The 14,762-nt window shown below is 43.5% G+C and carries 16 protein-coding genes; 5 read left to right on the forward strand and 11 right to left on the reverse strand.

Annotation, left to right across the window (positions count from 1 at the left end; genetic code table 11):
- Positions 1-3: 3 nt before the first annotated feature.
- The 10 genes from HVMH_RS07695 to HVMH_RS07740 all read right to left on the reverse strand — a co-directional run bounded on the left by HVMH_RS07695 (position 4) and on the right by HVMH_RS07740 (position 9,853).
- Positions 4-1,104 carry a flagellar basal body P-ring protein FlgI gene (locus tag HVMH_RS07695; RefSeq protein WP_029909577.1) on the reverse strand — a complete coding sequence of 367 codons (1,101 nt, stop codon included), beginning with the start codon at positions 1,102-1,104 and terminating at the stop codon, positions 4-6.
- A 280-nt stretch (positions 1,105-1,384) separates the two neighbouring features.
- Positions 1,385-2,128 carry a flagellar basal body L-ring protein FlgH gene (locus HVMH_RS07700; protein ID WP_029909580.1) on the reverse strand — a complete coding sequence of 248 codons (744 nt, stop codon included), beginning with the start codon at positions 2,126-2,128 and terminating at the stop codon, positions 1,385-1,387.
- Between the two features lie 45 nt (positions 2,129-2,173).
- Positions 2,174-2,965 (reverse strand): flagellar basal-body rod protein FlgG, encoded by a 792-nt coding sequence (flgG, locus tag HVMH_RS07705; RefSeq protein WP_029909582.1) that lies wholly within the window; start codon positions 2,963-2,965, stop codon positions 2,174-2,176.
- Between the two features lie 15 nt (positions 2,966-2,980).
- Complete coding sequence (locus HVMH_RS07710; protein WP_029909586.1) at positions 2,981-3,718, reverse strand: flagellar basal body rod protein FlgF; 738 nt, start codon at positions 3,716-3,718, stop codon at positions 2,981-2,983.
- 312 nt (positions 3,719-4,030) lie between these two features.
- Complete coding sequence (locus HVMH_RS07715; RefSeq protein ID WP_029909588.1) at positions 4,031-5,632, reverse strand: flagellar hook protein FlgE; 1,602 nt, start codon at positions 5,630-5,632, stop codon at positions 4,031-4,033.
- Positions 5,633-5,646: 14 nt separating this feature from the next.
- On the reverse strand, positions 5,647-6,330 hold the full coding sequence (locus HVMH_RS07720) for a flagellar hook assembly protein FlgD (RefSeq protein ID WP_029909591.1): 684 nt from the start codon (positions 6,328-6,330) through the stop codon (positions 5,647-5,649).
- A gap of 10 nt (positions 6,331-6,340) precedes the next feature.
- Complete coding sequence (gene flgC / locus HVMH_RS07725) at positions 6,341-6,751, reverse strand: flagellar basal body rod protein FlgC (protein ID WP_029909594.1); 411 nt, start codon at positions 6,749-6,751, stop codon at positions 6,341-6,343.
- A gap of 5 nt (positions 6,752-6,756) precedes the next feature.
- Complete coding sequence (gene flgB / locus HVMH_RS07730; RefSeq protein WP_029909597.1) at positions 6,757-7,161, reverse strand: flagellar basal body rod protein FlgB; 405 nt, start codon at positions 7,159-7,161, stop codon at positions 6,757-6,759.
- 316 nt (positions 7,162-7,477) lie between these two features.
- The gene (locus HVMH_RS07735) at positions 7,478-8,797 is read right to left on the reverse strand and encodes a hypothetical protein (RefSeq protein WP_051622998.1); all 1,320 of its coding nucleotides are present in this window, start codon (positions 8,795-8,797) and stop codon (positions 7,478-7,480) included.
- 84 nt (positions 8,798-8,881) lie between these two features.
- Positions 8,882-9,853, reverse strand: coding sequence for a chemotaxis protein (locus tag HVMH_RS07740; protein ID WP_029909605.1), 972 nt, complete (start codon positions 9,851-9,853; stop codon positions 8,882-8,884).
- Positions 9,854-10,013: 160 nt separating this feature from the next.
- On the opposite strand from HVMH_RS07740, the gene flgA reads away from it, so the two are divergent.
- The 4 genes from flgA to HVMH_RS07760 all read left to right on the forward strand — a co-directional run bounded on the left by flgA (position 10,014) and on the right by HVMH_RS07760 (position 12,395).
- On the forward strand, positions 10,014-10,772 hold the full coding sequence (gene flgA / locus HVMH_RS07745) for a flagellar basal body P-ring formation chaperone FlgA (RefSeq protein WP_162174177.1): 759 nt from the start codon (positions 10,014-10,016) through the stop codon (positions 10,770-10,772).
- A gap of 123 nt (positions 10,773-10,895) precedes the next feature.
- Positions 10,896-11,207, forward strand: coding sequence for a flagellar biosynthesis anti-sigma factor FlgM (gene flgM, locus HVMH_RS07750; protein ID WP_029909611.1), 312 nt, complete (start codon positions 10,896-10,898; stop codon positions 11,205-11,207).
- A gap of 15 nt (positions 11,208-11,222) precedes the next feature.
- Complete coding sequence (locus HVMH_RS07755) at positions 11,223-11,705, forward strand: flagella synthesis protein FlgN (protein ID WP_029909615.1); 483 nt, start codon at positions 11,223-11,225, stop codon at positions 11,703-11,705.
- A 108-nt stretch (positions 11,706-11,813) separates the two neighbouring features.
- Positions 11,814-12,395: a PilZ domain-containing protein gene (locus tag HVMH_RS07760; RefSeq protein WP_029909618.1), complete on the forward strand. Its 582-nt coding sequence runs from the start codon at positions 11,814-11,816 to the stop codon at positions 12,393-12,395.
- 21 nt (positions 12,396-12,416) lie between these two features.
- Here HVMH_RS07760 and HVMH_RS07765 read toward each other — a convergent pair whose 3' ends face one another.
- Positions 12,417-13,079 (reverse strand): LexA family protein, encoded by a 663-nt coding sequence (locus tag HVMH_RS07765; protein WP_051623000.1) that lies wholly within the window; start codon positions 13,077-13,079, stop codon positions 12,417-12,419.
- A 142-nt stretch (positions 13,080-13,221) separates the two neighbouring features.
- On the opposite strand from HVMH_RS07765, the gene HVMH_RS07770 reads away from it, so the two are divergent.
- Positions 13,222-14,574 carry a Y-family DNA polymerase gene (locus tag HVMH_RS07770; protein WP_029909624.1) on the forward strand — a complete coding sequence of 451 codons (1,353 nt, stop codon included), beginning with the start codon at positions 13,222-13,224 and terminating at the stop codon, positions 14,572-14,574.
- Positions 14,575-14,762 lie beyond the last annotated feature (188 nt).

The following is a 14,762-nucleotide window of genomic DNA, read 5'->3' on the forward strand; positions in this document are numbered from 1 at the left end:
TCCTTAAATAACCATCAAGTCGGCTTGCAAAGCACCGGCTTGTTTTAATGCTTCCAAAATCGCAATCAAATCACTTGGCGCTGCGCCGACTTTGTTCACCGCTTGAACGATATCGTCCAAGGTCACGCCCTTTGGAAATCTCATCATCTGATTGGTTCCCAGATTTTGAATACTTAATTGCGAAGACTGTGTAACTGCTGTCTGACCACCCGCCAAAGCATTCGGTTGAGAGACCTTAGGGGCTTCCGATACCTTGACCACCAAATTACCATGGGTCACTGCCGCGGCAGAGACTTTGACGTCGGCACCGATAACAACCGTTCCAGTACGGGAGTTGATGATCACTCGAGCCGCTTCAACACCCGGTTTGACTTGAATGTTTTCTATCATGGACAAGAACGCAACACGTTGGTTTGGCATTCTTGGCGCCATCACTTCAACAGAATCACCATCCATCGCCGAAGCCGTTCCTGGCCCAAGTTTCTCATTAATGGCATTGACCAAGTTCGTCGCAGTTGTGAAATCCGAATTCTTCAGGTTAAGGGTAATGGTGTTCCCTAAATCAAACCCGGTATTAACCGTTTTTTCAACCATAGCACCATTTGGAATACGACCGACACTTGGAATATTGATGGTGATTTTAGAACCATCCGCTCCAGTTGCATTCAAGCCACCAACCACCAAGCTGCCTTGCGCTAGTGCATAAACATTACCGTCCACCCCTTTCAGCGGCGTTAGCAATAGCGTTCCACCGCGTAGACTTTTGGCATTCCCCAACGAGGAAACCGTCACATCAATACGTTGCCCAGACTTGGAAAATGCAGGCAAGTCGGCATGAACCGCAACGGCAGCAATGTTTTTCGAATTGGTTTTTGTTCCAGAAGGAAGGTTGATACCAAATTTATTCAGCATACTCATCAAGCTTTGATCGGCATAAGCAGTCTTGTCGCCCGTACCGTCCAAGCCGACAACCAAGCCGTAACCAATCAATTGGTTGCTTCGCACGCCTGCAATATTAGCCAAATCTTTGACACGAGCCGCTTGCGCAAAGCTACTCCAAAGAATTAATGCCGTCATGAAAATGGCGATTTTTCTGGTAAACATGGTCAAACTCCTATCTTTCAGGATTTCTATTGTTATCTTTAGAAAGAATTAAGCATCAGATATGCCATTTATACAAAAAAATGAGAAAAAAGTTAAAGTTTTCGAGAATTTGCCGAACGACGATTTTTAGATAAAAAAATGGGGCGAATAAACGCCCCCAAAGACCAGAAAAAAACCGGTAGATATGTATTAAAAAATCTGCCAGGTTGGGGTAACCCGCCCCGGCAGTAGACACTAAATTAAACTTTTAAATCTATTACTCAATAATCAAGGCGTTGCTTTAAAGCGGCCAGTATTTATGCAACCACTGCGTCACCGCACTTGGTTTTGTCATGTCGCCAGCGACACCTGTATCTTTGTAGATTAGGCGTACATCTGCCACTTTGGTTGAATCAATCGTATTGTCCGGACGAATGTCTTGAGGACGGATAATGCCGGCAAAACGAATCACTTCTTCTCCGTCATGAATCGTCAGCCATTTTTCGCCTCGGATCACTAGATTTCCATTTGGAATCACTTCAACAACGGTGACGGCAATCGCCCCCGACAAACTTGAGTTTTGTTTAACGTCGGATTTACCATTGAAGGCACCTTTCGAGCCATAGCCGATTCCCAACCCGGTTGTCCCACCTAATGTAGTACCGAATGCTGTTGCGTTAGATCCGACTGTGCCGGAGCCATTCAAACCAAAGTTTTGGGTATTGGTTTTGTTATATTTGGCTTCGTCTTTTTTCTTGGCGTCAAACTTCTCATCCAACTGAATGGTGATAATGTCCCCGACCTTATGGGCACGAGAGTCGTCAAATAGCGTCATGCTATCGCCCGTCTGATACAAAGAACCGTTTGTCGGTGTGCTTTTCGTTGGAATATTCGTTGGATAATTTGGCTCGTAGCTGAATTTATCCATACGTTCCGGAGTCGCTGAACAACCTACCAAGAGAGCAGGCATCACTGCCGCAGCAATGGCCAACTTCACTAAAGTGTTCAACGATTTTCTTGTTTTATTGTTTGTTTTTCTGGTCATGGTTCTACCCTCCTTATCGTTAGGAGATTTCAGATGTTTAACGCATTAAACATTATTGTTTAGGTATTTCATCATGCCGTCAGCCGCACTCACGACTTTCGAGTTCATTTCATAAGTTCGCTGAGCTTCGATCATACTCACCAACTCTTCAACCGTGTTAACGTTCGAAGATTCCAACGCACCTTGCAAAATACTTCCTGCCTCATCCGTCTCCGGGTTTTTGTCTTGAGGCGTACCACTCGCTAGCGTTTCTTTGTAGAAGTTCTGACCTACTGACTCCAAACCGGCTGGGTTGATGAAAGTAGACAACTCCAACTGTCCCAAAACGGTTGGCTGGGTGTTACCAGGTTCTTGACCTGCTACTTGCCCATCACTGGAGATGGTAATCTCAGTAACGTTTTGTGGAATGTTGATGTTCGGGTCGATCAAATAGCCTGATGAGGTTACCAAGTCACCGTTTTGGTTGACCTGTAATGAACCATCGCGGGTATAAAGAATGTTTCCGTTTTGATCCAATGCTCTTAAAAAACCTTTCCCCTGAATCATGACATCCAGTTGGTTGTTGGTAATCATCGCATTACCTTCAGTAAAGATTTTTTGAACACCAATAGCTTTCACCCCTGTACCCAGCTGTAGCCCAGAAGGAAGTGTATTCGCTTCATCCTGCGTGGCCTGCGCGCCTGGCTGACGGACGTTTTGGTACATCAAGTCTTCAAACTCTGCACGGCCTGACTTAAAGCCATAGGTGTTGGCATTGGCAATGTTGTTAGAAATAGCAGCTAATCGGAATGACTGACCTTCTAACCCCGTTTTGGCGACATAAAGTGCTCTTTCCATTGTTCTCTCCTATTCCTAACTTAAGCTCAACAAGCTATCGGATTTTTGTGCATGTGCTTTCGATGTGTTCATCATCTTCACTTGCATTTCATATTTTCTGGATAATTCGATCATATTCGTCAGTGCTTCTACCGTGTTCACGTTACTGGTTTCCAAAGCGCCACTGGTAACCTTGACAATCGCTTGATCCAAATTACCACCCGTATTGCGGATATAACCATCCAACCCTTTTTGCAGGTTTTTGATATCCGGTTCAACCAGTCGTAACTGATCTGCAGTTACCATAATGTTGGTTTGAGAATCTGCCGGTAAAAACGAGATGGTTCCATCGGAAGCAATCGATATTTTTTTGGCAGGTGGAATATTGATCGGAGATCCGCCTTCGTTAAGAACCGGATCGCCCCTAACATCAACCAAATCCCCTTCCGGAGTAACATGCATGGATGCAGAGCGCACCAATGCTTCGGAACCGTCAGGTGCCTGAACAGCCATAAAGCCGTTTTCCTTCGTTACGACATCCAAATCTCGCCCCGTGACCTTAATCGGTCCTGGAGTAAAATCCGTACCAGAACGTTCATCCAAAGCATAAGCTCTGGAGTTCCAACCAGGACCTTCCACGTGCATGGCACGAAATTGGTTGAAGTCCTGCTTGAATCCGTCTGTTGTCGCATTTGCCAAATTGTTTGCGTTGTTGGCTTGAGAAAGAGCAACTTCCTTCGCACCACTCATCGCAATGTATAACATACGATCCATCTGACAGTTCCTTGCAATTTTTATCCAGTCAAAAAATCTGAACCAAGACAGCAAAATCGTGCTGCCCTAGTTCAAACGATGAAACACTTTTTAAATTGACTCTTACGGTCTCGGTTTCATTTCCTTGTGTGTTAACGTTCTATTGCCAAAAAGCTGACGTCTTTATTCATCAGTTAAGTAGAAGCATTCAACGTGCCAACACGGTATAAAAATTTAATTAAAGCTTTTAGAAAACGGCCGATAACCTGTTTAGCGGCAGAACAAACAAAAAAGCCGGCAAAAGTTGCCGGCTTTCCATGCAATGAGAACTGTTTATAGCTGCAGAATTCTTTGCATCAGGGTTTGCGAAGTTGACAATACCTGCGTACTTGCTTGATAAGTACGTTGTGTTTGAATCATCTTAACCAGCTCACCAGCCGTATCAACGTTTGAATACTCCAGTGAACCCGAGTTAATTTTCCCAAATCCGTTGTTGTTAGCTGTTCCGACCTGAACCGTACCAGAACCATAAGACTCTGCATAAGTTTGACCACCCAGCTTCGTCAACGCATTCTTGTCGCTGAAGTTAGCCAGAGCAACCTGTGCAATGGGTACTGCTCGACCATTTGAATAGTTAGCCTGAATAACACCATCCAGACCCGTCTTCAAACCAACCAAGTCACCGATTGCATAACCGTTCTGAGAAACACCGCGAAGGTTATTGGAACCCGCAAATTGGGTCATATCCGTAAAGTCAGCCGCGATATTAATAGATGCACTGGTAGGATTACCTAGTGGGTCATTTGCACCTGTCAGTGGGGAATCCACAACCCAATTCAAAGCCGCACTTTTATTTGTTACCTGAGTCCAACTCGCAGGAGGTAATTCGCCATTGGTTGTGTTAATACCAACCGGTGCATTTAGGGAGTTGGGTTGTTGAACATCTACCAAGTTACCATCTGTATCAAATCGTAATTCAAAGATTTGACCATCCAGCAAATCCGTACCCGCAGGTGCCGGAATCGTCGCTACCGCAGCGCCCGCATTATCAACAAGCTGACCAGCAGTGTTTGATACGTGACCACTAGTTACCCAGTTACCGTTAGCATCTTGGTCTTCCATGGTGTATTGAACGATCCAACTCGTATACTTATCGTTAGTACCGTCACCATTGTAATCTTGTGTCGAGTTCCCAACCGAAACAACATCACGTTTATAGTAGTTAGCCGTTAGACGGTGCTCACCGCCCAAAGAATCATAAACAGTTTTATTGGTCGAGAAGTCTGGAGAACCTGAATAAGGATCTTTAGAACCACCTGTCGCATCGTTGAAATCCACCAAACGTTGAAAGTTTGTTCTAGCAGGCGCGCCTGTCGTCGTGGTTGAACCTACGCCATTACCATTTGGATCAACGTTATTAGCCGTATCACCGTTCAAGTTGATGTTATAGGTCATTTCATCCGTTGCTTTCGGCGTTTTATTCAACTTATTCAAGTCAATAGAGCCCAGCGTGGTTTCAAACACCGGTTTGGTTTCAGTTGAAAGCGTCGTATTCAACAAGTACCCTTGCAACTTGTTACCGTTCTGGTCGGTAATAAAACCGTCCTGATCTAACTTGAATGAACCATTACGAGTATAAACGTTAGGGTATTTACCAGACTGGTCATCCAAGATGAAGAAACCTTCTCCATCGATTGCCATATCCAAGTCACGCCCCGTACTGTTTAGAGTCCCTTGTGTGAAATCCTGAGTGATTGCGTTGACACGAGTACCACTCCCTGGAGAGCTTTGTGCGCCAGTAAACATATCGGCGAACTCAGCTCGTGAGCTTTTGAAACCAACCGTTTCTGAGTTAGCCAAGTTGTTGGAGATAACCGACAACCCTGTTGATGCGGCATTAATACCACTTAATGCATTTAAATCATAAGACGACATAATCCACCTCTCTCTTATTGACCAATTTCACGAACCGCATCCATTGCAACCTGTTCACCTGTTGCAAGGGTCAGTTTCATTTTGCCATCCGTCCCGATAGCAACACTGTTAACCTTAGTACCCACGACTGTGCTTATTTGTTGGATACTTCCATTGGAATCCGTTCCATAAGCGGTCAATTTATAAGTACCATCCGCTAGGGCGTTGCCGTTATCATCGGTTCCGTCCCAATTGATTGTTTTATCAGCAGACAAATCACCTACCGAAATATTTTTCACTGCCTCACCATCTTTCGAGACAACCACTTTGACATCCGTCAAGGCTTGGTCAGTTTTCGCCGTCAAGCGGAACTGAGCATCCTGGCCCTGGGTATAAGTCAAGTCTTCACCATTGGCCTGTACAGACTTACCGATAATACTGGCCGCCTGCAAAGTTTGTAGTCCTTGGAAACCAGACAACATCGCCGTCATTGATGTATTCAAATCCTGCGTTGACTGCAACTGACTCATTTGTGTCAAGTTTGTAACAAAATCTTTAGGGTCCATTGGTTTATTAGGATCCTGGTTTTGCAATTGCGTTGTTAGCAATCTTAAGAAATCCGCTTGTCCTAGCTGTTGATTCGGAGCAGATGCTGCCGTATTCGACGACTGCTGAAGCGCCTTAATATAATCACTAGAAGTTGATGATACCGTTGACATAACCTACTCCTTATTTACCCATCTGAATGGTTCTTAGCAGTAATTGCTTAGACGTATTCATGACTTGGATATTGGTTTCATAAGAACGAGAGGCATCCAACATGTTTGCCATCTCTTCTACCGGATTAACATTAGGACGGAAAATATAACCATCTTTATTTGCCATCGGGTTATTCGGCGCATACTCCATTTTCAAAGGAGCCTTGCTTTCAACGATTTTGTCAACTTCAACACCACCTTCCGGTAGCCCTGTTTCGTTATCCATAATCGTTTTGAAAATCGGTTGTTTGGAACGATAAGTCTCAGCCGAGTTGGAGCTGATACTGTCTGCATTCGCCATATTCGAGGCAATCGTATTCAAACGAATCGTCTGCGCACTCATGCCTGTCGCAGAAATATCTAGAGTCGGAAATACTGACATTTATCTTAGCCTCCACCTGTTAATGCGGTACGAATACCGGAAATCTTGCCATTGATAAATTCAAGCGAAGCTTGGTACTGAATGGCGTTTTCCATAAACTTGGCTTTTTCAATATGCGCTTCAACTGTGTTGCCATCCAAAGAAGGCTGAGTCGGAACGCGATACTTCAAATAGTCACCCGTTGTCATGTCACCAAAAGCTTCGATATGACGGCTATTTGTCATTTCCAAGTCTGGAGCAAATTTTTTGGCATCCATCTGATCTTGAGCGTTTTTAATTTCTTTACGCCAATCAATATCTCTAGCCTTGAAATTTGGCGTATCCGCATTGGCAAGGTTATTTGCCAAAATACTTTCGCGTTCTTTGCGAATCAGCAAAGCCTGCTCATGTATTCCAAATATCGATTCCATAACCTTATTCCTTAAATTTAATCTGGTCGTAACGGAATACACTAAGTGTCAATTTTTTATTATGGTTTTTCCGTCATGTAGCTTTTAGCAACCAGAGTGCCAAAATTGAAAAAAATGTCTAAAGTTACGAAAAAACGGGCGTTTATCGGCAGGGCTTAAAAAAACTTTAGGCAGAAAAGTCAAAAAAATACAAAGTTTCGGCAAATATTGCCGACACCGACAAACCACTTATGAATATGATCAAAATCTACCAGGTTGGGGTAAAAGAAAAGAAGATAGAAACAAGCCGCCTTTTGAGAAAAAGACGACTTTAAGATTACCAGGAGCGGACTTCGTCCCCTACTTGAATAAGCCCTTTTTCAGCTGTCACTTTTGCTACAGCGAATTTGGATTGAATACGCTCGATTTTCAGGAAACCGGCCGGCACCGAATCAAAACCAAGGTTTTGCCCTTGATATTGAACACTGCTGCCAAACTGATGATAAACCGCTAGTTCATCACCCACTTTTGCGCCGGATTCTTCAGAAAGGTAAAGAATATATTCGCCGTTACGAATATCGATAATGCGTGTTTTTAAAGGCTGGCAATGCAAGTAACGATAAGCATCGCGTGATTGCTGTTGTAACATCGCATGAAACGCCATACCGGTATTGGTCGCAAAAAACGCATTGGTGCCAAAAGGTCGATCACGTCCAACCGTTACCTTACCTTTAATATCAAACCCATAACGCTTCTGGAAAACGATTTGAAAAGTCGTCAAGTCGATAATATAAGAATCCGCCTCGATATAACGCGCATCAGGCTTCACTTCCAAATCATAATAGCCTTTAATTTTGTTCCAAACTGCAGGATCAGTGTTATGTCTCGATAGCGACCGCAACACCGTCATCATCAGATATTGCGCCCCCGTGTTCTCACGAACAGGCTGCAGCACATCTCTTGATACGTTTGGTGCCACCATGCTTGGCGACTCGGTCAACTGACTACCGGTTTCCAACATTTTCTCATTCAAATATCCTAAATCACGAATTCGACGATTTAATTCCAGTTGGTAACCAGACAACAAGTTGGAAATATCTCTGCCACCGTAACCATCTGTTGTCACCACTTGGGCGATCGCCAGTTTTGGCTGATATTGGTTACCTGGATAATTACTACATGCCAGTGGATCTTCGGTCAGGCAGACTTTCAGTGTCACTTGGTAGGTTTTAGAACGCGTGTCTTTTAAAGGCTTGCCGTCTTTATCAAACTGCTCATCGAAAGGCAGTTCTTTATAGCCTTCTCTGACAACTTTAAATCCAGACACTTTAGAATGCGTTGTAAAACGCGTGACATCATTTGATATTGCGTAGTCTTTAACTTCTTGTGCACTGGAGACTCGAAGGTTGTTTTGCATGCTTGCTAACTTCAAAGCATCACGGATTGCCATTTTTCTGGCATAAGCTTCTGTCACACCGTCGGTTGATGCCGTTCCGGTGACAGTTACGCACTTTATAGGGTAAGGATTTGCAGAATTACTTTGAGGTGCCTGTTGAGGTAAATCACGTTGTTGATATGCAGCTTGCTCGGCAAAACTTTGAAAAGACACTGTCAGGCCAAAAGCCAGCCCCAAGGCCATTAACCAAAATTTTGTCATAGAAACAAATCCTGAACTTTGCAAAACCAACCGCCTTGTATCAACTTTTACTCAACGCCAAACAAATCAAACATCAACTTAAATTTAAGCAGACTTTTCAATCTGAGACTTTACTTCATCAATGCGATCAATAATCGCTTGTGCCAACTCTTCAGGATGCCATTTCGACATAAACTTGTTCGCACCGACCTTCTCGGTCAAAGATGCATTGAACCCACCACTCAAAGAAGAACTCAATACAACATAGATATCGCTTAAACGAGGATCTTTTCGGATATTCGTGGTTAGGGTGTAACCATCCATCTCTGGCATCTCAATATCTGAAATCACCATCAAGACGCGTTGCCCAACCGGCTCAGAAATACCTTTATCAGCATCGTCAGCCCACTTCTTCAGGAAGTCCAACGCAATGCGACCGTTGGTAACGATCTTATTGGCGATACCCAGCTTATCAAGCGTAACTTTTAACTGGTTACGCGCAACCGCGGAATCATCCGCACCCAGCACAAAGAAGTTGTGTCCTGCTGTCTTGTCTTGGTTTGCATGCAAAAACTCGTCTGACATTTCTTCTTGACGACCCGATACTTCTGCCAAGACTTTTTCGACATCGACAATTTCAACAATGCGATCTTGGGCACGGGTAATACCTGTGAGATAGTTGACGTTCTGCAAAGAGTCCGGCGGTGGCAAGATATCTTCCCAACGAAGATGCACGATGCGATCAACATCTTCCACCAAGAACCCCTGAACCGAACTGTTAAACTCTGTCACAATGGTCAGAGAATCACTGTATTTATCCTTCGGAATTGAAGGAAGATCCAAAGCTTTTGCCAGATCAATCATCGGCATGGTCTGCCCACGAATATCCGCTACGCCAACAATACGCGAGTCAGCCTTAGGAACAGGTGAAATAAAAGGTGTACGAATGACTTCGCGAACTTTAAACACGTTTATTCCAAATAACTGTTCACCTTGAATCTTAAACAACAACAACTCCATACGGTTCATCCCCGCAAGAGACGTTCTTTGGTCAACCCCTTTTAGAAAACTAGACATGTAAAGCCACCTTTATTATCTACCTTAGAAAGCAATCTCCCTTTACATCGCACCGCAATCGGCAACAATGAAAAGCGAGAAAATTGATTTCAATTCAGTTAATATAACTGAAATTTTCTATGCAATCAAAACGAAACCCAACACTGGATTAGAGTGCATTTTGACACATTATCCCACTTATTATTCATCCAACCTCTTTTCCGGCTCTGCTTTTAATCGGCTTCTCGCCATAACACTATGGACAATCTTGCCGTTTTCCTTCGCTCATGCTGATTCAAACACTAATAAAAGCGTTTATCAGTCCGCAGAAAGCCTTGAAAAACAGGTTTACGACTTCGTAAAGCAAAAAGTCGACCAACATTTACGAAACCCGAAAATCGACATCAGCCCAATCAGCTCCAGACTTCAGTTGGGCGTTTGTAAGCAAGCGGTCAATCTGGAAGACAAGACTCCAGACAAAGTCGCTGGACGCATGAGCTTTCGCCTCAGTTGTGATGACCCTGACTGGACGTTGTATGTCATCGCAACGGTTGATGGCGAAGTGCCTGTCATTATTTCGACAAGAGGCATTCTAAGAGATGCAACAATCAAATCTTCGGATATTCAGCAGGCATACGTTCCTTATAAGCAGGCAAAACGCAACTCGATGATGCACATTAAAAACGTTATCGGCATGAGAGCCAAAATGGGCATTGGCCCTAACAGCATCATTACCGTAAAAATGTTGCAACCGCCCTATTTAGTTTTCAAAAATCAGCCGATAAAAATAGTGACCTTTGCAGGTAGCGTAAGAGTAGAAACTGAAGGCATTGCTTTGGAAAGCGGGACGAACCGGCAACAAATACCCGTTCGCAACGCCAGTTCCAAAAAAGAACTAAAAGGCATAGTTATTGCTCCGAACACTGTATTGGTTCCGTAAACAGATAAAAAAGTGATGTTTCTGCTTATTTTTTACTAAAGTAATTCTATGTCTGCCGATAAAAAGACTAGAAAACAGAATATTACTTATTTAGAATGACACATACATCGGTAGGGAAAAGCCATGGATATTAAAAGATTAGCGACCGGAGGACTGGAGAGTCGATTGACAGATCCTTCTTCTGGCAACACAACCGGAAAAGCGTCAGCAAACAACGCGAAATCTGCGTCGACATCTGCTGATACAGTAACGTTGTCTTCAATGAAAGACATTAAAACATTAGAACAGAAAGCAAAAAGCTCTTCTGTAGATAACAGTGCACGCATTGAAGAATTGAAACAAAAAATTCAAGACGGCACTTACCGTGTCAACCCTGATCAAGTTGCAACCAAACTGATTGCAACTGAACTACTTACATCAGGAAACAACGGGTAACGTGAGCCTATTGGAATGATGCTTAAAGCAGTTGATTTAGACAAACTTTCCCTACAGCTAAGTCAACTGTTAGATTCTCTCAACGCCTTTGAAACCATTCTTGATAAAGAAGCTGAAACGCTAAAGTCTTCAGATATAACTCCTCTGACCGATATTGTTGACCAAAAGAGAACCGCTTCCGAAAGCATTGCCGTGCAATATGATTCTCTAATCGAATCACTTTCCGACACGCCAATCTCTCTCAAAGAATTTATGTTATTGGACGACTTCGCCAACCTACCAAAGTCTGCCCAAAAGCAATTTGAAGAACTGACGCAGCAAATCATTAACTGTAATGAGAAAAACACCGCAAACGGTCTAAGCGTACAAGCACTTAACACTCTAAACGAAACCTTGATTCAAATTTTCAAAGGTCAAGACCTACAGAACAAAACCTACACCGCTTCTGGAAGTGCTTCAACGCCCCCTACCCCAACCAATCCACTTGGCAAAGCCTAGGTAATTTTTTGTACTACTCACAAAAATAAAAATGTTTGGCGTAATTAATGCTTTCATTTAGACAATTAATTTGTAAACTTAGTAAGTCTAATTTTAAGAGAATGTAGTATGAGCACGCAAAATAACCGCTCTTTTTTCCGAATTGATGTCATGCTACCTTGTAGCTATCACGTTATTTCTGAAGAAGAAAGCATTGAAAACCCTTTACCGACCTCTCCTGATGCCAGTTATATTGAAAAATATTTCTTGCAGGACTTACAAGGTTTGGACGAGCAAATCACAGATATTATTGAGCAAATCAACCAGAAAAGTAGTCTACTTGCTAGAGCGTTGACGGCCATGAACAGCAAGATCAATTTCATTTTACAAACAATTGATCAAAAACAACTGTCTCGTACTATCCCTCAACGTATGGTAAACATCAGTGCAGGTGGATTGGCGTTTAAAGTCCATGAAGCGGTTACGACCTCCGACAAGATCGACATTTTGATTCAGCCTCTTGCAGAAGAACCGCCGGTATTGGCTCGTTGTAATATCGTCAAAATCATTCCTGAGTCAGATGGTAACAACACTGTGGCCTTGGAATACCAAGGGCTGAATGAAGATGATCGTCGGAAACTTGTTTATTTCATTCAGACAAAAGAAATCGAAGCCGCTACTCAGCAACGTAACGAAGCGGCTAAAAAGTAGCCCGTTCTCAACCATCTCTCATCAAAGAAGAGAGATGGTTGAAGTCACCACTCCCCAAATCACCACATCCGATTCTTCACGAATCAATATCGGCGGATAATGATCGTTTTCCGGTACCAACCAAGTTCCCGTAGATTTGATTGAAAGGCGTTTGACCGTCAACTCACCGTCTACAGCCGCGATAACAATCTTGCCATCCGAAGGCGTCAGACTTTTATCAACAACCAGAATATCACCATCCTTGATGCCGATTTTTTTCATTGAGTCCCCTTGAACCGTCAATAAAAAAGTCGCTGCCTTATTGCGCACCAATTTTTCATTAAGATCCAACACCATTTCCACATAGTCATCTGCCGGGCTTGGAAACCCTGCAACCACTTTATGGCTATACAATGGTAAAAGCACTTCATTACTTGCCGCAGGTATCTGAACCTTAGCCTTGCCCTGAGCGGCACGTTGTAAAGCATCCAGTTCTTCTGCTTGCTGCTCACTGCCCGCAGCCTCTTCAAGCCAATCTTTTATCAAACTGACTTTGGATTCGGGAACACGCATGACTTTAGTCGGTTCGCCGTAAGCGCCGCTCCCCTTCTTTCTACCCGCACCTTCACGTGCGCCGCCATGCGTATTGCTGTTTTTTGATGTCGGTTTGACCGACTTAGTGGTTTTAAGTGTGCGCGTTTTCATATCAGACCCTTTTAAGGATTCAAATGCCTGTTTTAAAAAAATGATTTGCTCTTTGGTGAGTCTTATTTTTAAAATAGTGTAACACTTTTCAAGTTTTCTTCTTTTAAATTTTTATGAAACCTGAGGTTTGAAACACTTATCTATGTCGATGTTCGCTCTGATTGATGGCAACAATTTTTATGCTTCTTGTGAGATGGCATTCAACCCTGCTTTGTGGAATCGCCCGGTTGTTGTACTCTCAAACAACGACGGCTGTATTGTCTCTGCCAACGCGCTTGCCAAGAAAATCGATTTTTCCGAACACGCCCACCACCAACGCCTGGGAGTACATGGGTTTCGTTCCGCCAAAGCCAACAGCATGATGTTTCAGCCTTACTTCAAGGTTAAAAGCCTACTGGAAAAACATCATACTGCTGTTTTCAGCTCCAATTATGAACTTTATGCGGACATGTCAAACCGCATGCACGCGGTAACTGCCCAATTTGCCCCTCAGCAGGAAATCTACTCCATTGACGAAAGTTTCTTAAACCTTTCCGGCCTGAAAGACGTCAACCTCAGCGACTTGGCAACCGACATCAGGCACACTGTGTTTCAATGGCTACACCTGCCTGTTGCCGTAGGAATTGCACCCACCAAAACTTTGGCAAAACTCGCAAACCATTGGGCGAAGCAGTACGATGATAATCAGGGCGTTCTAAACCTTGCTGATTTATCAGAGGCGACCAAAACGCATCTTTTTCAGAAAACCGATGTCGGCAAAATATGGGGCGTTGGCAACCGACTTGCCAACCAGCTAAAAGCTAAAGGCATTCATACGGTTGAAGACTTAAAAACCCTACCGCTTAGCCGAGTGCGGAAAAACTTTTCCATCACATTAGAGCGTACGGTAAGAGAACTCAATGGCGAATCCTGTTTGAAAAGCCGCGATACCGATGACAAAAAACAAATCATTTCCTCGCGTTCTTTCGGAACGCTTGTCACCAGTCCAAAAGATATGGAACAAGCCTTGATTTCACATGTCGCCATCGCCTCCCGTAAGCTGCGCAAGCAAAAGTCCACTTGCCAGTTGCTCACCGTTTACTTCAGAACCAGCCCTTTCAACAAACCGAGCAATAGCTACTGTCCGACCATAACAATACCGTTAGACTATCCAACCGATAACACGATTCTTCTGGCAAAAGCCGCCAAAGTGGGCTTACAGAAAATATGGCGTGCCGGATATGCTTACCATAAAGCGGGGATCGTCCTATCTGAAATTACCAACAACCTTTCTTATCAGGCAGACTTATTCCTGCCACAGATTGACGAAGCCTATCAACAAAAAGTCACACGAATGGTCTCGCTTTCAGATGAACTCAACCAAAAACTCGGCAAAAACAGTCTTTATCTACTCTCTGAAGGTATTAAAAATAAAACCGCTTGGCAAATGAAGCGTCAACTAATGTCTTCGCGTTATACCACCCATTGGGACGAGCTATTAACCCTTCATGTCTGAAAACTTTGATCTCAATATGATAGTTTCGAGACAATCTACTTTCCGTTCTTGATTTTTGCCTAGCAGTTGTTTAACTTAAAGGTGAATACTGCTGTTTCTGCCTTTTATGACAGTTAACCGCATTGTGTGGACAACGAGGTTCACTCTGTTCAGAGACCATCACAGCATTCAAAAAGACAGTTGAGAAT

The sequence above is a fragment of the Hydrogenovibrio marinus genome, from assembly GCF_013340845.1.
Taxonomy (GTDB): domain Bacteria; phylum Pseudomonadota; class Gammaproteobacteria; order Thiomicrospirales; family Thiomicrospiraceae; genus Hydrogenovibrio; species Hydrogenovibrio marinus.